The organism is Terriglobia bacterium (assembly GCA_020072645.1).
Classification (GTDB): Bacteria; Acidobacteriota; Terriglobia; order Terriglobales; family Acidobacteriaceae; genus Angelobacter.
In genome coordinates this window covers 203,662-223,499 of the sequence record JAIQGK010000007.1, presented here as the reverse complement: position 1 = coordinate 223,499, position 19,838 = coordinate 203,662, and the positions used below count along the sequence as shown (strand labels likewise).

Here is a 19,838-nt window from a genome sequence, read left to right as displayed (position 1 = left end):
GCAGCTCTGATCGTGGTTTGGGCATGAGTGAAATTGCCCTTGTCGGTATGGCGTGCCGCTATGCCGAGGCCCGTTCTCCACGTGAATTGTGGGAGAACGTGCTGGCGCAGCGGCGCTCCTTCCGCCGCATTCCTCGCCTGCGTCTTAATGTTGCCGATTATTCCGCGCCACAACAGAATGAAGACACTATTTCCGTGACCATGGCGGCGGTGCTGGAGGATTACGAATTCGACCGTGTGCGTTTTCGAGTTTCCGGCGACACGTTTCTCTCCACCGATCTCGCGCATTGGTTGGCCCTTGATGTCGCGGAGCGAGCTCTAACGGATGCGGGGATGACGAATGACAGCGCCAGTCAACGTGAGAGAACCGGCGTTTTTGTTGGCAATACGCTGACTGGAGAGTTCTCACGCGCCAACCTGATGCGCTTGCGTTGGCCTTACGTTCGGCGCGTGATCAGCGCTGCGCTCCAGAATGGCGGGAAAAAGCTTCCTGGCGATTACGCGCGCCTGATCGCCGAGATTGAGTCGCTCTACAAAAGTCCTTTTCCCGCCACGACTGAAGACTCTCTGGCCGGAGGCCTTTCCAATACGATTGCCGGCAGGATCTGCAATTACTTTGACCTGAAAGGTGGCGGCTACGTAGTGGATGGTGCTTGCGCCTCCAGCCTGCTTGCAATTGCCAATGCCTGTTCCGCGCTGCAAGCCGACGATGTTGATGTGGCTCTCGCGGGCGGTGTTGACCTGAGCCTGGATCCATTTGAACTGGCCGGTTTTTCCAAGCTTGGCGCGCTGGCCGGAGATAAGATGCGCGTATTCGATGAACACTCGTCAGGCTTCTGGCCGGGCGAAGGTTGCGGATTTGTGGTGCTGATGCGACATGAAGAAGCAGTGGCGCAACAGCATGCCGTTCGCGCTGTGATTCGCGGTTGGGGAATTTCTTCCGACGGCAGCGGCGGCATCACGCGACCGGAGTCGTCAGGACAGATTCTTGCACTCGATAGAGCTTATCGTCGTGCAGGATACGGCATCGATTCCATTAGTTATTTTGAAGGTCATGGAACAGGAACCTCTATTGGTGACGCCGTCGAGTTACAGGCGCTCTCGCAGGCAAGGCGAGCAGCTAGCGATCACGCTCCAGCGGCGGCCATCGGATCAATAAAAGCCAATATCGGACACACCAAAGCGGCAGCCGGGGTGGCCGGCTTGATCAAGGCTGCGATGGTCTTACAGGCAAAAGTCATTCCTCCGACTACAGGCTGCGACCGTCCTCATTCCGAACTCAATGGAGAGCGGCCTGCGCTACGCATCATGCGTGAAGCTGAGCTGTGGCCGGACGAAGCGCCGGCGCGCGCTGGTGTAAGCGCATTTGGTTTTGGCGGGATCAATACCCATATCACGCTTGAGGCTGCAGATCGTTCCCGTCGCAAGAGCTTTACGGGCTATGAGCAGCAGCGGCTTTCGTCCGTGCAGGATTGCGAACTTTTTCTCCTGCAAGCTTCAGACCTAAACGAATTGGCAGCTCAGCTGGATGAAATCCTCATGCTTGCCAAGGAGATTTCCTATGCGGAGATGACCGACCTGGCGGCTCATCTCGCCAATAAATTGGATAGCGGCCATAAGCCAGTGCGGGCGACATGTGTCGCGGCGACCCCACAAGAACTTGGGCACGCCATTCAGGTGCTGCGCGATTGTTGCGCATCGGGCAGCACGACGCTAATGGATTGTAGTCACGGAGTATTTCTAAACAGCGGTGATGCGCCACCGCGCATCGGCTTCCTTTTTCCCGGACAAGCTTCGCCTGTTTATGCCGATGGCGGAATTTGGTCGCGGCGGTTCAGTGATGTTCGCGACCTATACAAGCGTGCCCATCTTCCACAGGTGCGGAGTGCTGACACTGAGGTCGCTCAGCCCTGCATTGTTACGGCTTCACTTGCTGGACTGCTGCTGCTGCGCTCGTTGGGAATCGAAGCAAACATGGCCGCCGGTCATAGCCTGGGAGAGCTGGTCTCTTTGTGCTGGGCCGAAGCCATGGATGAAAAAACGCTGTTGCGTATGGTTGCAGAACGTGGACGCTTGATGTCCCAACTGGGCGATCCTACTGGCAGTATGGCATCCATTCAAGCAGCCTGTGAAGATGTAAGGCACAGGTTGAATGGCGATCCTATTGTTGTGGCTGCGGACAATGCACCGACACAGACGGTCGTCTCTGGAAAGGCATTTGCCGTAAAGCGTTTTCTAAGCCACCTGACCGCTGACGGAGTCACGGCTACCATGCTTCCCGTTTCGCACGCTTTTCATTCACCGCTGATGGCGGATGCGGCCATGGCATTCTCCCGGTATCTGGAGTCGGAACGCCTGGGGTATATGCACAAAGAACGCCGCGTATTCAGCACAGTAACGGGAACCGTTGTAGAAGAAAATGCCGATCTGCGGCAACTACTCACTGACCAGCTTACGATGCCGGTACTGTTCTCAAAGGCCGCTGGACGCATGGCTGCGGAAGCAGATCTTCTCATTGAAGTGGGACCAGGATCGATACTGACGGATATCATGTCACAGCAGTTTGGTTTGCCTGCCGTGGCGCTCAATGTTGGAGGCGATTCGCTGCGAGGATTGCTGGCCGCGGCTGGAGCTGCATTTGCACTTGGCGCAAGCGTTCATCCGAAGGCTCTTTTTGCCGATCGCTTTTACCGGCCAATTGACTTGCTGCATAAGCACAAATTCCTGCAGAACCCCTGCGAAAGCGTTCCGAATACGAGCTTTGCTCCCGCGGTCGCACCCGTTCTGCCAGTGGTCGCCAAGCCGCTGCCGGTTGTCACACCCTCGTCAACATCGGTCCTGGAAGGACTACGCAGGCTGGTCGCGCAACGGGCAGAACTTCCTTTGGAGACGATCCTGCCTGAAAACCGTTTTCTGGACGATCTTCATCTTAACTCGATCAGCATAAGCCAAATCGTGTTGGAAGCCGCCGCGCAGTCGGGATCGGTTGCGCCGCTCTCTCCGGCAGAATTTACGAATGCCACTCTGGCAGAAGCCGCGGAGATATTGGAACAGAACCGGCATCATACAGCCTCGCGCAGCGAGCAAAAGTATCCGGCAGGAGCGGAGCCGTGGATTCGAACTTTGGAAGTCGAGTTCGTGGAAAAACCGCTTCGAACTCGCCCTTCGCCGCAAAGTGGATCGAGTCAGTGGCAGGTAATGGCAATGGAGCAAGGAGATTTCACACAATCGCTGGCTCAGCAGTTTGAATCGGTTTCCGGTAGAGGAGTTATTTGCTGCGTCCCTCGCGAGCGAAGCACGGACTCAGCGAAGTTTCTGCTGCGATCTGCGCAGCAATGTTTGAAAGAGAAGATTGACCATATTGTTTTTGTCCAGAATGGGGGCGGTGCCGGAGCCCTTGCTCGTTCATTGTTCCTTGAACATCGCGAAATGACCGTCGCAGTGGTTGATGTTCCTGGAGCGTCCGCACATGCGGCTGAGTTGATTGCGCGCGAGGCGATGGGCGCATCGGGCTTTACGGAAGCTCTTTACGACGCGAATGGCATTCGCCGCGAGCCACAGTTAAAAGCGCTTTGGCCCGAGCGGAATGACACAACGAAAGCCCTGGGCGTAGATGACTTGTTGCTGGTTTCAGGGGGCGGCAAGGGAATTACGGCTGAGTGTGCCCTCACTCTGGCCCGCTCTTCCGGGTGCCGTCTGGCCTTGCTGGGACGTTCGCATCCGAAGCACGATGAAGAACTGCAGAACAACCTGAACCGTTTCCGCAATGCCAACGTAAAATTCGGATATTTTTCGGCCGATGTCACCGATGAAGCGGCTGCGTCTGAGACCATTCAACGAATCCAGTCTGAAGTGGGAACCGTGACGGCTGTGCTTCACGGAGCGGGCATCAACAATCCTAAACAGATGGAAGATCTGACAGAGCGCGACCTGCGCACCACATTGGAAGTAAAAGTAGCTGCGCTGCGCAATATATTAAGAGCTCTCGGGGCACACAATCTTCGCCTGCTGCTTACCTTTGGCTCCATTATCGGCAGGAGCGGGCTCCAGGGCGAAGGGCATTATGGGCTCGCCAACGAATGGCTCAGGATGGAAGTGGAAAATTGGCAACGTCAGCACCCTGCTTGCCGTTGTTTGAACCTGGAATGGTCAGTCTGGGCGGGCGTGGGAATGGGCCAGCGTCTGGGCGTTTTAGAGTCTTTGCAACAACAGGGAATTGTGCCGCTGCCGCTTGATCAAGCGCTTAGCTGCTTACCGGAAATGCTTGCATGGGAAAATGCGCCTGCATCCTGCATTGTTACAGCGCGAACCGGCAACTCGCCGACGCTTGGCTTTGGCCATTCTGATTTGCCTTTCCTGCGGTTTCTGGAAAATGTGCGCCTGCACTATCCCGGCATTGAGCTGATTGCCGATGCGGAAATTTCTGCCGACACAGATCCGTATCTGAAAGATCACTGCTTCCGGGGAGATCAAATCTTGCCGGCCGTAATGGGCATGGAAGCGATGGCGCAGGTGGCAAGCGCGCTGGAAGAGACTAAACAATTGCCGCAGTTTCACAAGCTCCGCTTTAATCGACCCATCGTTGTTCCTCCGGGGAAATCGATTGTGCTGCGGGTGGCTGCTGTGCGCCGCCGACCCGGAGTGATTGCAGTCGCGGTGCGCAGTTCAACCACGTCCTTTCATGTCGATCACTTCACCGGCGAGTGTGTTTACGGCGCTCCGTCGGATGGAGACATGGAGCTCACCGTAGGCGGTTTGACTCAACGGCAAATTCTTCCACTCAGTCCTGAGGGAGATCTTTACGATCGCATTCTTTTTCATCAGGGGCGCTTCTGCCGTATCACTGCATATCACGAGCTCCAAGCGAAGCGCTGTGTTGCGGGGATCTCCGGCTCCGTAAAACAGCAGTGGTTCGCGCGTTACCTTCCCGGCGACATGCTGCTGGGCGATGCAGCCATGCGAGACGCAGTCATCCATTGTGTTCAAGCCTGTATTCCTCACAAAACCGTTCTGCCGACCGGAGTAGATTCGGTCTCGACCAGCGCAACATGGACAACTCAGGCAGCTATCGTTACAGCCGAAGAACGGGAGCACAATGGCGATGATTTCATTTATGACGTAGAAGTCGAAAATTCAAATGGCCAAATTTGCGAGCGCTGGAGTGGGTTGCGACTGCATGCTGTTGCGCCCATTGAGATGCAATATGCCTGGCCGGCGGCTTTGCTTGCGCCCTATCTGGAGCGTCGACTGGCCGACATCGTGCCATCCGCCGATCTACGTATTTCTTTGAATGAAGCTGCAACGAATCAGGATTCCAAAGGTTCCTGCCATAGGCCGGACGGCAAGCCGGAAGAAGAAGCACACCCAGAAACGCAAGTTTCCCGTTCGCACTGCGGAAGTTTGATTCTCACAGCACGCTCGCAACAGCCCGTGGGTTGCGATATGGAACAGTGTACAGAACGCGATGAGGCGTCATGGAGAGCATTGCTGGGTGAACAGTGGTTTTCTGTAGCGCAGTTGATTGCGACTGAAACAAATATTCCGCTGCAAAACACGGCCACTCAGGTCTGGGCTTTGAAAGAAAGCTTAAGAAAATGCGGGGCCGCCTTCGACCAGCATCTGCAAGTTAGCACCCGGACTACAGATGGCTGGACCATTTTTTCATCAGGAGAATTGCAGGCCGCGACTTTTCGAACGTCGATTCAAGGTTTCAAGGACGGAGTTGCATTTGCCTTTATCGCCCAACAGCGCCATGAAGTTTTATGAATACAAGCAGGTGATTGGATTCGAAGAGACGAACCTGACAGGGAACGTCTATTTCACCAATTACTTCCACTGGCAGGGAAGAGCGCGCGAGTATTTTCTTCGCGAATACGCTCCTGAAATCCTTCAGCAATTGGAGGAAGGGCTTGCGCTCATTACTCTGCATTGCTCATGCACTTTTCTGGATGAATTGAAGGCCTTTGAAGAGGTGACCGTGCGAATGTTCCTGGAAGAGATCCAGCAGAACAGGATCACAATGCGTTTTGAATACTGGCGGGACGGAGCGGAACCGGTGCTGGTTGCGCGCGGGGAACAGCAGATAGCGTGCATGCGCCGTGATGAAGGGCGTCTTACGCCATCGCCTGTTCCTGAGTGTCTGCGTCGGGCCCTGGCTGGGTTCCTTGAGCCAGTTGCTTCCCACTGATGACGAGGCATATTTCAGCGACGCGGAAAGGATAACGATATGGACCAGGCAGTAGTACGTGAATCAACGACGAGGCTGCACTATGAATCGGTAAAGCGTGCCATCGCCGCCATGCGCGGGCAGATGGGGCAGCCAATGTCATTGCGCTCGCTGGCTAAAATCGGCTTTGCCAGCCCGTATCATTTCACGCGGACTTTTCGAAGTGTCACCGGCCTGCCGCCACTTCATTTTCTTTCTGCGTTGCGTCTGGACGCCGCACGCGATTTGCTTTTGCACACCCGCAGCAAGGTCATAGACATCTGCTATGACGTGGGCTACAGCAGCGTAGGTACTTTCACGCGGAGATTTACCGGCTCCTTTGGCGTTTCACCGCGCCAATTTCGCGCCCTGGCGCAATCGCCGCGCCACGCCATACGCGATCACCAGAGCTTGCCGGCTCCGCACGCCAGACTTGCTGCCGGTCCCGGTTTTTCAGGACGCGTGATATTGCCGGACGGTTTCAAGGGAATTGTCTGCCTCGGTCTCTTTTCTGCCCCGATTCCACAATCCAAGCCGCTGGCTTGCACGATTGCCGCACCGAATGGCGACTACTATATGCAGGGTGTTCCACAGGGCAAGTCTTTCCTGTTTGCTCTTGGGATGGAACTCCCAATCCAGGCTCGCGACTGTTTCTGCCATGATTCGGTTTTGCGCGCTGGTGGACAAGCCATCCGTGTGTCCGAAGATGACGTCTCTGGCGATACCGATCTCATCTTGCGCGCACCTTTGCCAACCGATCCCCCAATTCTTCTTTTTCTGGCTGACTTGATGCGAGCGATCAAAGTTGGGCGACGCAACGGCGATTTAGCATCATCGATACCCGCTCGGGATGGAATGTTCACCGCTCAACAGGCTGGCGATGCCGAAGGAACGGCAAGGCTATCAAAACCGCTATAGCCTGCATTGCAGAGACGCACCCGAATACACTTACCACTGTCCTGTATCTGGTTGCGGAAAATAGTTTTGCCGCCGCATCAACGAAGAAACCAATTCTCCACCACCACGCGACGGCAGAACCATTGTGTCTTTAGCAAAAAGTGCGCAAAGCCATTGCGCAACCAATGAGGCACGTAAGCCAGCGCTGCGGCGGACCTATGACCGCCAAATTGCTTACTAAGCAGTGCGGGATAAGCTCGCAGGCTCTCCGCGTCGTACTGTCCGTCCGCCGCCTTGATCACGCTCGCCGCAAGCAATCCTGATTCCACCGCAGGCCGGATGCCTTCGCCACTTTGAGGGAATGCAAGGCCAGCAGCATCTCCGATGAGCATCACCGAATCAGCCATTACCTTCCGCTTGCTGTAGCCGAAAAGCAGGTAAGCGTGTCCGCAGAATTTGCCGGGAAGATCAAAAACTACTTTGCCTGTGGCGCGCAGGAACCCAAGGAAATCAGCCACGTGCTTGGAAAGCGCGTGCTGGTCAAGCCGGCCCAGTCCTATATTCAAAAAATTACCTTTGCGAAAACACCAGCCATAGCCTTGTAAATCCGGACAAAAATAGAGTTCAGGGATCTCCCCCTGGATGCCGCAGAGACGCGCTTCGTCAGGAGACATCTCAAACTCAATCTCCTGCGCTACCACCGGTTCATCTGAATTGCTATTTCCCATGTGCCGCGCCACTGGACAGAAATGTCCCCCAGCCCCGACCAGCATCTTGGCTTTGATTGCGCCATTAATGATCCAGTGCTCGCCAGAGCGCTCGATCTTACTGATCCCCGTCCCTTCACGTATCTCAGAACCCGAGCGGCGGAGCAGGTACTCGTCAAACTCGCAACGCCGGATGCCATAGCTGATGACGCGGTCATATGGGATTCCGACTTCCTGCGCTCCCATTGAGCTCACGCGAAAGCCGCGAATCTCTTGCATGGTTCGGTCCAGGGAGTAATCTGCGGCGTCGATCTCAAGCGCCTGCAAGACCCACGGAGTGATCCAGCCTCCGCACACCTTGTTACGCGGGAAGCTCGCTTTATCCAGGATCACAACGTGCAATCCCGAAGAGCGCAAAGCCCAGGCGCAAGATGATCCTGCGGGACCTCCGCCTACGATTAGGACATCGCACGAGTCCATTGCACATCCTGTGAATCCTGTTCAATTGCATTGTAGAGGTGGGCCCGAGTCAACGGCTGCGACTTACAAGACCGGCCGGCAAATACAAGTTGGAATAATTGTAGAGTGCCCACTCTAAAACCGGCGATGGAACCGGCTAGATACAGCCGCCACATTCGGGCAAAAGTCAGGCCAAAGTGCTCCACCACTTGATCAAAGTGGCGTTCATAACGCTGCAACCAGAACTCAATCGTCCGCGCATAGTGCATGCGCAGATTTTCAACATCAAGTACGCTGAAGTCATGCGGTTCAAGTACGTCGATTGCCTCCCGCAGAGTAGGTGTATAAGCGCCGGGAAATATGCGTTTCCTGATCCAGACGCTGAATGGCTGCGGCTGGTTTTTTCCGATGAAATGCAAAAGGCCGCGGCCCGTATCACCAATCGACCGATGGATAATCTGCCCTAATTCTTGATAATGCTCGCGGCCAATGTGCTCTAACATTCCCACTGAGACGAACGCGTCATAATGAGCAGCGATATTACGGTAATCATCTTCAATAAATTCAACTCTGCTCTCCAGTCCTTCACGTTTTGCCTGTTCCCGGGCAAATACAATCTGCTCATGTGAGATGTTGAAAGCTTTTACCCGTACGCCGTATTCGCGGGCCATGTGGAGGCTTAGTGCGCCCCAGCCGCAACCAGCTTCCACCACGGTTTCACCTGGTTGCAACCAGAGCTTGCGGCAGACCAGGTCCATTTTTGCCTTCTGCGCGTCTTCCAGAGTTGTGTTCTCACCTGGGAAGTAAGCGCATGTATATACAAGCTTTGGATCAAGCCAGAGTTTGTAAAAATCGGTCGAGATATCGTAGTGGTGATGGATATTCTTGCGCGCAGCGCTCAGCCCGCAGGACTGAACCCATCCAAGCCAGCGCGAAATCAGGCGCGTAATAAGACGGTCGGGTGCATGGTAGAGAGCCTCCAGCGCCTTGACGAGGTCACCCTCCACATCAATGTCACCCTGGCTGTATAGATCCCCGAAATTCATTTCAGGGTTCAAGAGCACGGCAATAAGTGTTTTTCTGTCCTTCAGGCGCACGACGGGCAGCGTTGGACATAGAGACATTTGTCTCGACGAAAAGCCCAGTTCCATGCGGACCCGTGCTGATCCGGTGAGCTTATGGATACTGCTTAGCAAACGGCGGTCAAGCTTTTTGTGTGGCATGCAACCACTCCACTACAGAAAAGATGTACTACCTAATATATTCGAGGTACCAACTACAAACTTTAGTTGTCCCTGATCCGGTTACCACCCATCGCCGAAATGAGAGGTCAGCACCGGACATTCCGATTCCAGCACGACCTTGTAGGGAACCGTGTTTCGGAAATGAGTAGTAATTTCTCCAGCTTTCTTGACCCCGAAACCAATTAAGTCTACCTTTTCGGCGCGCGCATGAGTCAATATCCTCTCAGTAGGATCACCGGCTTCGACTATCAGCTTAACTTCGCAACGTGGATCAATTTGTGGAGCAAACATGCGTTGCATCGCGCTCCGCAGACTGTCAGGTTGATCCATGGCGGCAGGGTGTCTCCGATCCTCCACCGGGACAACGTGTAACAGCGTGATGCAGGCCGCGTACTCGGCTGCCACAGCCGCAAGATATGGAAACACCGCAGCTGACTCCTGGGAAAGGTCCGTCGGGAACAAGATCTGTTTGATTTCTGATTGATTATCGAACCGACTTGAAATATTCGGCCCCACAGTCAGCACCGGGCAAGGCAGGCTACGGAAGAGTTCTTCCGCCACCGATCCCATCAAGAGCCGTTTAAATCCTGTTCGTCCATGTGTGCTCAAGATGGCCAGATCAATATGGTGCTGGTGCACAATCCGGCTAAGCTCCCGTGTTGCTTCGCCACATTTCAAGATCGGCGTGACAGGCAAACCTTCAAGTTCCTTGGTTTGCATGAATTGCTCGAGCACCTCCCGGGCATCGCTTTCCTCCTTATGTTCAAGCACGGAAAGCGCCTCAGGCGTCACCATGGAATAAGGGAGAGGAGCCCAAACGTGCGCGGCAAAGATCCTGGAACCGTATTTCCGAGCAATGGCCGCAACAATAGGCAGCGCGGCCCGTGACGGTTTTGAGAAATCAGTCGTATAAAGAATATTTTTTAACCGGACGGCAGGAAGCACGGGAATGGCGACGGCATTCATAATCATCTCCACTCTTACTATGTGCGCTGCAATCCCGGCAAACAGTGACGGCTATCACACATCGCAGATCTCATTGACCGCATAGCTCATATCAAACGGCGAAGTCCATTTCGAGTTACCCTGGCCACGTGATCTGGATCACCGCAGCAAACCGGTTAAGCGATCATCATTGTCTCTGGATTTTTGTCCAGCCGAGCACGGCCGATAGGAGGCTACAATGCGATTGTTAGCAAGAGCCAGGCAAGCATTTAGCCATCCCCGGGAAACTGCGGTGCTGCCACACAACGTTTGCTCCCATGAACGCATTGGGCTTTGGTATCTGCTCGTTGCATTGCACCTGCTGTTGCTCTTAGTCAGCGCCTCCAGGGCATAACCAAGCTTCCGCCGCGAAACGTCTCTATGCTCACAAGCTACCTGCAAGAGCAGGGAACTGTGCCGGTTTTCAAACCTGTTTACGGGTGAATGAAGCAAACACAAAAGTAGCGGCAGAAACCAGGACTACCGCTGGCCCGCTGGCCCCCATCCCTTGAAATCCAGAAGAAATTGCCAGGCCGATGATTACTGCGGTTGCGCCGGCGACCGCAGAAAATGCCAGGAAAGAGCTGAGACTCGTCGCCAGTCTTCGTCCCGTAGCCGCGGGGATCATGAGCAGCGCGCCCGCAAGCAGTGCTCCAAGAAACTTCAGGCTCAGAAGAATCGTAAGACTGAACAGAAGAAGAAATTCAAGACTGAGACCACTCAGATTGATACCACTGGCAGCCGCGATATCGGGAGAAAAGAGCGCAAGAGCCAAGTGATGCCTGCGAACCAGAACCACAGTGATCACGCCTGCAGCCGCAGAGCATCCCACAATGAATTCCAACAACCCCAACGGCCGCATGCTCCCGAATAAGACTTCTTCGAGTTCCTCCCGTGGAGTAATAAGAGCGCCGACAGCAAGTGACGCAGCAAACACCACGCCAATTACGGCTTCCGTGGCAATCCCGGTTTTCTTTTCGACTCCCCAAACCAGCAAAGTGCCAATCAAGAGCGTGGAAGCTGCTCCCAGGACAGGATTTAGACGAAGCGCCAACGCAATGCCTATGCCGGGAAGCGCGAGATGAGAAACGACATCACTTGCCAGGCTCATTCTCTTCATCAGTGCAAATGAGCCGACCAGTCCTGCGGCTATTGCCACCATTACGGCAGCAGCAAACTCGTATATCTGACCGGAGGCGAGCCTCATGGTTTATTTTCCAGATTGTGAGAATGGAAGCGTAAAGGCGCACCGAAAGAGGATTCAAGAACGTCTTGCCGGAGCATGGTCCTGGCGGTTCCAAAAGACGCGACACCGGCATTGACACAGATGACGTGGGTAGCCAGATGGCCTACGAGCGCAAGATCGTGCGACACAATAATAATGGTGGTGCCACGCGACTTTCTTGTAGTTTCAAGCAATTGAAAAACGTGTTCTTCTGAGCCTTCATCCAGGCTCGCGGTTGGTTCGTCCACCAGGAGTACGTCGGGAGCGCCCATCATCGCCATCGCCAGCAGCACCCGTTGCAATTGACCGCTGGAAAGCGCACCCAGACGCTGCTCAAGCAGGCCGCCAATCGCGGCCCATGCCACGGCGTCTTCAACATTGCCGGCCGTCAGTTTTTGCACAAACGCCTTGGCCTTCAGGATTTCCCTCACTCTTATGGGCAGGTTAGGATCAGCCGACACTTTCTGGGGAACGTAGCCTTGCCTTGAGCCAGGTGCCCAGCGAATGACGCCGGTGGAGGGGAGTAACCCGAGAAGTGCTTTCAATAGCACGGTTTTTCCTGAGCCGTTAGGGCCGATCACTGCCAGACCCGAGCCTCGGGGTATCGTGAAATTTGCATCCCGGATGATGCAACGGCCACCAATTTCGATTGAGAGGTTCGAGACAGAGACAATGGGTTCCCCCCGAATTTGCTTCACATGGGGATTAACCGTCATTTCACTGGCGGTCGCGCCTGTCCGTTCGATGTCTGCCTGGTGCTTCATCGGTTTTTGCAAATGCCATGCCGGCACATTCCTTTACAAGGAGACGAAATTAACGCGACCAAGCCACTTGCGGCTGAGACGACCGGTTCAAACACGATCGAATCTGGCGATGGGCCCGGTAAAGATTAGATTTGCTGGTTCCTGGAGGAATGCCTAGGATTCGAGCTATCTCGTTGTGTTTATAACCGTCAACGTCATGCAACATTAATACCGCACGATATCCGGGCCGAAGGGCCGAAACCGCCTGGGTGAGCAGCAGCCGATTATCGAGCTGCGGCGGTCCTGATGAGAGTAGTTCCTCAAATGACCATTGGTCCTTAACGCGCCGGCTGATTTGGTTTTCTTCAAGATGGCGTTTTTTCTTGCGGAAATGCATAAATACAATATTTGTTGTCACCCGATGGAGCCAGGTACCGAATCGGGAATCGCCACGAAAATCAGAAATTTTCTTCCATGCCTGAATAAATACATCCTGTCTCAGGTCTTCAGCGGTGTCAGGGTCTTTAGTCAGTCGAAGGCATCTGCTATAGACATTTTTGCTGTAATTGTCATAGAGCATGCCAAAGGCGTGCAAATCGCCAGCCCGCGCCCTTCCGATCACCTTTTTCTCGGTTTCCCCTGACCAATTCATGCAAGACTCCAGTCGGTGAAGAACACCTGTCTAGTTTTTGCCGGGCCCCCTCTAATCACCCAGGTCAATGCCGTTGAGAGATCCATCGACAGTTTGTGCCAATCTTTGTCATTTCACTGTGATCCTTATCACTGAGCATCTCTCGCTTGAAAGGCACAATGGAAAGTGGACAGCGCAAGTCCGGCAGCTTTCATGGAACGAGCCCGGAGCACAAGAGCCTAAGGTTTCAATAGGTTAGCTACAAGGGGAGTTCACGATGAGTTCTTCCACAAATATCGCCGTCAATGCAGAGGTACGGCTACCGCTGGCCAAATTGCAGAACGAGGGACCGCATGGCAATCAAAATGGTGGAGGACAGCCTTTCTGGGAATGGACGAAACTACGCAAAATTGCTTTGCGTCAGATGGACAAGTTTATTGATCTGATTCCAGTTGTGCTGCGGGATGAAGACCTCACCGCCGTCAATCGTATGCGCGTGTATTGCCGCAGACTTGAGGAGGTACTGGATCTAATCTATGTTAAGCCGCGGCCACGCCACATTAGGAAACTCCGGCGCCGCGTGAAGTTGTGCAGACAAACCCTGGGAAAGCTTCGCAATTGTGACGCTCTGCTTGCAGCGGCGGACAATTCTATTGCCACACGAGGCCCGGACAGCGAAGCGTGGCAGGTCCTCAGAGCGCACCTGCAGTCCGTTCGAGCGCAGATTGCCGCTAGATCTTTGGAAAAGCTCGGACGCGTCAACCTTTCAGTCCCTTACCTGCGTTTGAAGCGAGATTTTGCAATGGGCCCGGAGGAGATCGCAAACAATAGTCATGAGGACAGGCCCGAGATTCATCCGGAGGTGACTGTCATTTACGCCCGTATTGTCCGTTCGCTCGACAGGCATTGGCGTGAATTTACCGACGCAGTGGAGAGATCACACCATGATCCCTGCGAGCATGTCATCCACCGCATGCGGATTGCCGCCAAAAGGCTGCGTTATCTTGCGGAGGTAATGAACAAATTGCATATCGCGGGAACCATTGACGCATTGAACTGGTTAAAAACTCTCCAGCGTACGATTGGCATCTGGCACGATCTTGAGATCATGGAAAGAGTCTTATGTGAGATTGTGCGAGGCAAAGCGTTCCATGCGGACGCAGTAATGGCGAGCCAGGTTGATCATATTATCCGGCATAATCGCGAAGTAAAAAAAACCTCGACCAAGAGGTTTTTTCAGATGACGCGCCACTCACGAGATTACCAGTTGGTAAAACACTGGGTTTCTGACGTCCTGGCATTGCATGCGGCCCACACAACCCGGCACTAAGGCTACAGACCAATAATCGATGCAAGGCCGCCCCTGAATGTGTCGCGAGGCTCGACTCGATGGCGATTTCAGTTGCCTTTCCTATCTTCTTCTTTCCTGGTGCTGGCGGTTTTGGTGCTGGGCGTTTTTTTCGTACTGCCAAATTGCACGTGGGGACGGATAAACTCTTTCAACAGATTGATCGCCAGATCGCCAGCCAGATTCATCGAACCCAGTACAACGGCGTTATGCAGGTCAGAGTGTTGCGCTGGATACCAGGTATTCGCAATGAATCCCGATCCGTACGCGCCAACAAGCCGTGACCATCCGAAGCTGCGCCCTCCACCCTCTTTTTTGGGAATAAACGTGTATGAAAGGGTGTGGCCCGCGCGCTTCAGGAACGCGTTCTTGGGATAGGTGGATAGCGGATAGCGCAGGTCTTCATGATCGAGTGTGGCGACGCCAAAACTAATCGTATCCTCAAGTACTGAGCCTCCATAAGCCGAGGCTACTCGTTTACCGAAACCTTCCGCGCCCTGGTTCCACTCCGGCGGATAGTTTCTCCACTGGCTCAAGCCAGCGCCAAAAGCAGGCATAACCACTGCCCACGGAGAAAAAGTTGCCGACCGATAATCCTGAAAGCGTTCCTTGAAATTGCGAGGAGACTCTACCGTGGGCTCTGCCGCCGGCAGCAGTTGTACTGCCGAGCTGGACACCTGCAACGGAGCGGAATTATCTGTGCTGCTGCCTGCTGACGATGCGGCGCGACTGCCGTCGCCGGCCTGTTGCGCGATCGCACCAGGGTGCAGGAACAGCAGACCACCAACCACAAGTGTCTGGCTCACCGCCAGGAAAGTGGAAGCAGCTCTATAACTTCTATTTGTTTTATTCACAATATTCTCCAATTCGTCAAAGCATTTGTTGCTGTTTCGGGATGGGGATCTCAGCGACCATGAAACAGCTCAGTCATCTGTTTGTTGAAATCCGGGATGTCATAAACAACGCCAAAATGCACCAGGACGTGCTGGCTGCTGCGCGTTAACCCAAAGTGTGGTCCGGCCTTGATTGCGAGACGTTCGCTCAGTTTCCATGACATCTCCGGCCCCAGATATTGAGGGGTGTTCTGCAAACCGAAGGAGCGCGCATCACCCAATCCGCCATAAAATTCCACTCCCGCGCTAATGCTTCTGCGACAAAAAACGCAATGTCTGTCCTTTTCAGCCGTAGAGAGAGGGCGGCTGGTCCCGAGCGAATAGCCGAATTCCCACGGCTCCCCTGCCAGGTCCTTTGCAGCCATCACGTTCCCAGCAAAGTTCCAGCCTTTGTGATCACGTGAAACAATCAGCTTCATTTCAACTTCGTGTTCATGGATCTTCCTTGTAACGCTGTTGGACAACGCAAAATCCTCTTCCGAGCCGTGTCCTTCAATTTCAGCAATGCATTTGTCAGCGGCATTGCCATCCTCCCAACTGACAACAAATGCGGAGTTAAGCCAGCGATTGGATGGAAAGAGCTTGAATTTATTCGTCCAGCTATACCCGGTAAAGATCGTGCTATCGTTCCTCGTTGTCTGCCCGTCGACCTGCACTTCGGTAGCCCAAAAGGCCGTTATGCGATATTCAAGCTCCATCTGCGAGCCAAGAAATTCATTTCCTTTCTTCGGCGCGCCCAGAACCGAGTAATTGGAAATCCCTAGATTCCCAGCCTCGTGCAGATGATGGTGTTCCGTAACAAAGTACGTATCTTCCTGTGCATTTGCTTTTCGTGCTGCCGCGACCATGAACAATGCAGCCAGCAAAAGGAACCGTCCCACCATGCGCGATTTGTTTACTAGTCGTCGCAAGACCCCCTCCCCGCGGGCAGCGCAATCGAATTCCTGAGTATGTCCACGACCATGTCCGCTTCCACGTCAAGCAGAATGAGGTCTTTATTTACAATCCGATACTCCACTTCTTCGGGGAGCCGGGGAAGATGAAGCAGAATGGTTGGGGGCATGGGGTTGTATTCCCACGTTGCCGGGTAAACATCATTAGGCTGCAACTTCCGGTCCTCTTCCGATATGCAGACCAAATTTGCGAGAATGCCTTCAGAGTTTGCGCCATACGCTGCCGCCAAGGCCCGCTCAAAGTAAGCCTTTACCTCCGGGGTAAAGATGTCGCCTTCACGAGCGTTCCTGCGTAGTTCTCCTATATGGCGTGCCATTGCGCGCTGGCGCTGCTGGATTTTCCTGATCGATCCCGTAGGTTTGAGGTGAGGAAGATGAAACGTGTCTTCAGCCTTGTGATGCACCCGCACGTAGGCTTCCACGCGCTCATTGAAGTTGTGCAGAGCACGAGCATCATGCCGGTGCTCCTGGTTTTCACCGCTGCCCATGTAACAGCCAAGGCCTGTGAGCACCGCAATGATGACCGAAGCAACATAAGGACCTTGGCGCAGCCGTTTTCCTTTTTTCATAACCGCTCCCTATTCCGATCGAAAAGAAGTCCTTCAAGCGCTATCAATCAAGACGAGCTGAGGGACTCTGAAGGCTTACGAGTTCATTGATCTTGTCTCGGACCTTGCGGCTAAACCCATCGATTTCCGCATCCGAAAATCCGCCTGCTCGAAAAGCATCACGGAGTTGCTGATCTGAGAGCTGGGTCAGGTAGCCGCCAATCCAAATGGCATTGGCGCGTGGAATATGTTTGAAATGCCAGAAATCTATGTATTCGGGACCAGCATTCTTGATCAAAGGCAATGCCTGATAGTCAGAGAGCTTGCCCTTTGTGCGCATAAAGCCTTTGCCTGCTTTTCCGAAACTTCCTCCCACGTCAGCAGCCACATAGCGTTGTTCCACGCCCTTCACGTCATACACGTGCTGCTGCACGGTCTTTAAATCCGTGTTGCAAATGATTTCCATCATGATCTTCAGACCATCGAGCTCTTTTGTTCCAACAAATGGATTCTTGTCCCATGACCAGTCGGCAACCTGGTGCTCACCCTTGTTGTGGCGTTTCAGTCTGACTCCATCGATCTTGCTGTTTTTGATCCGGTTTTGGCCGCGAGTGAGAGCTAGGTCCCCCACCTTCAATTCAGGCAGGTAATAATCCTCATTGGTGAAATAGCCCACGGCCCATATCAAGCGCGTGGCGGCCGTTTCAGGCTTGGCTTCATTGCCCATTTTCACGCCCCAGCGGATACCAGATTCGTCACGAACATCGAACTTGGGATTTACTCCATTAAACTTTTCTTCAATGAACGTCAGCTTGCCGTTCGGCATGTGGTCCGGGCCACCCTGTCCGTAGAACAAGTCTCGTGTCTTGATGTCCACTGGCTCGCGCCAAAGCACGGCAGGCGCACTTCCCAGCTTCGGAAGATCTCCCTTGCTTTTTTTCTTTCCATCCGCGGCCAGAGAATTCACGGCACACGCAAGAAGAATAATCAGGACTGACTTGGCCAAGGTGTTTCTATTGCTCAACATAATTACTCCATTCTTGGTTCAACTGACTTCGCACGTAACTCCGCCCAGGAGCGGATTGGCTTGTGACTCTTTTTCTTGATCTTCTTTTTGCGATTGCAACTGGTAGAACTGCGCATAGAGCCCGCCGGCGGCGAGCAATTCCTGATGGCTTCCACGCTCGGCGATGACGCCATCCTGCAACACGAAAATAACGTCCGCCTTCTGAATGGTCGCCAACCGATGCGCAACCATGATGGTGGTCCTGTTTTCCATGAGATGAGCGAGCCCTTCCAGGACCAGCTTTTCTGAAGCCGCATCCAGTCCGGTGGAGGGCTCGTCAAGCAGGAGGATTGGGCTGTTTCGAATGATTGCGCGAGCAATGGCGATTCGCTGGCGCTGCCCGCCGGAAAGAGTTACGCCGCGTTCTCCAATCATTGTGTTGTAACCATCGGGCAAGCGGTCGATAAATTCGTCCGCGTTGGCAAGGCAGGCAGCCCTCACAATGTCGCTCTGGGTGGCTTCCGGCTTGCCATAGGCGATGTTTTGCCAGATGGGAGCGCGAAAGAGCAGTGTTTCCTGCAAGACCAGGCTCATTTGTTGTCGAACTGTCTTGCGCTGGTACTTGCGCACGTCTACGCCGTCAATTTTGACCGCGCCGGTTGCCGGATCGTAGAAGCGGGGAATAAGGCTGATCAACGTACTCTTTCCAGATCCGGTAGCGCCCACCAAGGCGGCCATTTGTCCGGGCTGAACTCTGATGCTTATATCTTTCAGCACCATGCGATCTGGCAGGTAGCCGAAATTCACGTGCTCCATTTCAATCTCACCCTGGAAGTCAGGTGCAGGCTGGGCGCCGGGCAAATCTCGTACCTGAAGATCAATGGCAAGGAAATCTTTGATCCGCTCCCAACCAATCAGCGCTTTCGAGTAGGTGTCTGACATTTTTGAAAGTTCGCGTATCGGCTTATACATCTTGCCCAGGTACAGAAAGAAAACGACCAAGACGCCAGGCGTCAGCGCGCCGCTCAGAACCTGTCTTGATCCGAACCACAGCACCAGGGCGGTGCCGCAGGCCACAATGATTTCCACTGCCGGCGAGAGCTTAGCTTTGATATCGCGCGCTTTAAGTGCCAGATCCACACTTTCAATGCTCTCGTCTTCGAAGCGCTTTTGCTCATACTCTTCGCGGCCGAAAGCTTTCACAATGCGAATTGAGGACAACACTTCCTGCAGAGTCGAGACCATCTCGGCTTCTTTTTTGCGCAATGCGCGTGAAGCCGCCTTAATGCGCTTGGTGAACGTGTAAACAACAAGAAACAGGGCCGGGAGCACAGATAGCGCGACCAACGTGAAACGCCAGTCCAGATACATCATGATCCCAATCATGCCCAGCAGGGTCAGCGTGTAATACAAAGCATCCAGGATGCCAGAACTGACGGCGCTCTGGATGGAGTCAATATCGTTAGTTACCGTGCTGATGACTTCTCCTGTCCGCTTGTTATCGTGGTAAGACATGGAGAGTCGCTGGACGTGCCAGTAAAACATCCGTCGTAATCCATGCATTACCTGCTGGCCTACCGCGGTAATTGTTCGTTTTTCAACATAAGTGCCGATGGCTCCTACTGCGGCAATTGCGATAACGGCCAGGGCCGTAAATTTGAGAATGGCCAGGCTGTCATGGCCTAGCGTGGCAGCAATCAGACGTGATAGCCAATCTGGAGATTTTTTTGTGTGGAGAACGCTATCAAGCACAATCTTGAGTGGCCATGGTTCCAGAAGTCCGGCAACAGTTTCGGCGGCAACAGCTAACAACCCTATGAACAGCCCTTTCCAGTGCGGTTGCAAGATATGTGCCACCGTGAAATCTTTTTCAAGCTCTCGCTGCGTCAATTCTTTGTAGTGATCTGACATGCCGCTGTCTCGCTACTGATGCTTCCGCCTCTCTTTTGTAGCTGAAGGCGACCAACGCTTCCGTGATACGTGTCACATCCTGATC

15 protein-coding genes are annotated in these 19,838 nt (G+C 53.9%); 4 read left to right on the top strand and 11 right to left on the bottom strand.

Annotation, left to right across the window (positions count from 1 at the left end):
• Positions 1-23: 23 nt before the first annotated feature.
• From LAO76_12315 to LAO76_12305, 3 genes are read left to right on the top strand one after another with little or no spacing between them, the layout of a single operon-like run.
• Positions 24-5,765: an SDR family NAD(P)-dependent oxidoreductase gene (locus LAO76_12315; GenBank protein ID MBZ5491705.1), complete on the top strand. Its 5,742-nt coding sequence runs from the start codon at positions 24-26 to the stop codon at positions 5,763-5,765.
• Positions 5,752-6,186 carry an acyl-CoA thioesterase gene (locus LAO76_12310; protein MBZ5491704.1) on the top strand — a complete coding sequence of 145 codons (435 nt, stop codon included), beginning with the start codon at positions 5,752-5,754 and terminating at the stop codon, positions 6,184-6,186. Before LAO76_12315 ends, LAO76_12310 begins: the two co-directional genes overlap by 14 nt.
• Before the next feature lie 39 nt (positions 6,187-6,225).
• On the top strand, positions 6,226-7,122 hold the full coding sequence (locus tag LAO76_12305; protein ID MBZ5491703.1) for an AraC family transcriptional regulator: 897 nt from the start codon (positions 6,226-6,228) through the stop codon (positions 7,120-7,122).
• 77 nt (positions 7,123-7,199) lie between these two features.
• On the opposite strand, the gene LAO76_12300 is transcribed toward LAO76_12305, so the two are convergent.
• The 6 genes from LAO76_12300 to LAO76_12275 form a co-directional block, all read right to left on the bottom strand.
• Entirely contained in the window at positions 7,200-8,288 is a 1,089-nt protein-coding gene (locus LAO76_12300) for an NAD(P)/FAD-dependent oxidoreductase (protein MBZ5491702.1), read from the bottom strand.
• Positions 8,267-9,418 carry a cyclopropane-fatty-acyl-phospholipid synthase family protein gene (locus LAO76_12295; GenBank protein ID MBZ5491701.1) on the bottom strand — a complete coding sequence of 384 codons (1,152 nt, stop codon included), beginning with the start codon at positions 9,416-9,418 and terminating at the stop codon, positions 8,267-8,269. Before LAO76_12295 ends, LAO76_12300 begins: the two co-directional genes overlap by 22 nt.
• Positions 9,419-9,571: 153 nt before the next feature.
• On the bottom strand, positions 9,572-10,477 hold the full coding sequence (locus tag LAO76_12290; GenBank protein ID MBZ5491700.1) for a universal stress protein: 906 nt from the start codon (positions 10,475-10,477) through the stop codon (positions 9,572-9,574).
• Positions 10,478-10,919: 442 nt separating this feature from the next.
• Positions 10,920-11,702, bottom strand: a complete 783-nt coding sequence (locus LAO76_12285) for a metal ABC transporter permease (protein ID MBZ5491699.1) — start codon at positions 11,700-11,702, stop codon at positions 10,920-10,922.
• A complete protein-coding gene (locus tag LAO76_12280; GenBank protein ID MBZ5491698.1) occupies positions 11,699-12,511 on the bottom strand; it encodes an ATP-binding cassette domain-containing protein in 813 nt (270 codons plus the stop codon). The genes LAO76_12285 and LAO76_12280 overlap by 4 nt, the downstream gene beginning before the upstream one ends.
• Before the next feature lie 22 nt (positions 12,512-12,533).
• Entirely contained in the window at positions 12,534-13,115 is a 582-nt protein-coding gene (locus LAO76_12275; GenBank protein ID MBZ5491697.1) for a sigma-70 family RNA polymerase sigma factor, read from the bottom strand.
• Between the two features lie 256 nt (positions 13,116-13,371).
• Between LAO76_12275 and LAO76_12270 the strand changes: the two genes are divergently transcribed.
• A complete protein-coding gene (locus LAO76_12270; protein MBZ5491696.1) occupies positions 13,372-14,424 on the top strand; it encodes a CHAD domain-containing protein in 1,053 nt (350 codons plus the stop codon).
• A 68-nt stretch (positions 14,425-14,492) separates the two neighbouring features.
• Here the strand turns inward: LAO76_12270 and LAO76_12265 are convergent, their stop codons facing one another.
• The 5 genes from LAO76_12265 to LAO76_12245 are packed head-to-tail and all read right to left on the bottom strand — an operon-like array spanning position 14,493 to position 19,753.
• The gene (locus tag LAO76_12265; protein MBZ5491695.1) at positions 14,493-15,296 is read right to left on the bottom strand and encodes a hypothetical protein; all 804 of its coding nucleotides are present in this window, start codon (positions 15,294-15,296) and stop codon (positions 14,493-14,495) included.
• Between the two features lie 50 nt (positions 15,297-15,346).
• Positions 15,347-16,246, bottom strand: a complete 900-nt coding sequence (locus LAO76_12260; GenBank protein MBZ5491694.1) for a hypothetical protein — start codon at positions 16,244-16,246, stop codon at positions 15,347-15,349.
• Complete coding sequence (locus LAO76_12255; GenBank protein ID MBZ5491693.1) at positions 16,234-16,857, bottom strand: hypothetical protein; 624 nt, start codon at positions 16,855-16,857, stop codon at positions 16,234-16,236. The genes LAO76_12260 and LAO76_12255 overlap by 13 nt, the downstream gene beginning before the upstream one ends.
• 43 nt (positions 16,858-16,900) lie before the next feature.
• Entirely contained in the window at positions 16,901-17,863 is a 963-nt protein-coding gene (locus tag LAO76_12250) for a hypothetical protein (GenBank protein ID MBZ5491692.1), read from the bottom strand.
• Positions 17,864-17,881: 18 nt separating this feature from the next.
• Complete coding sequence (locus LAO76_12245; protein MBZ5491691.1) at positions 17,882-19,753, bottom strand: ABC transporter ATP-binding protein/permease; 1,872 nt, start codon at positions 19,751-19,753, stop codon at positions 17,882-17,884.
• Positions 19,754-19,838: the final 85 nt, after the last annotated feature.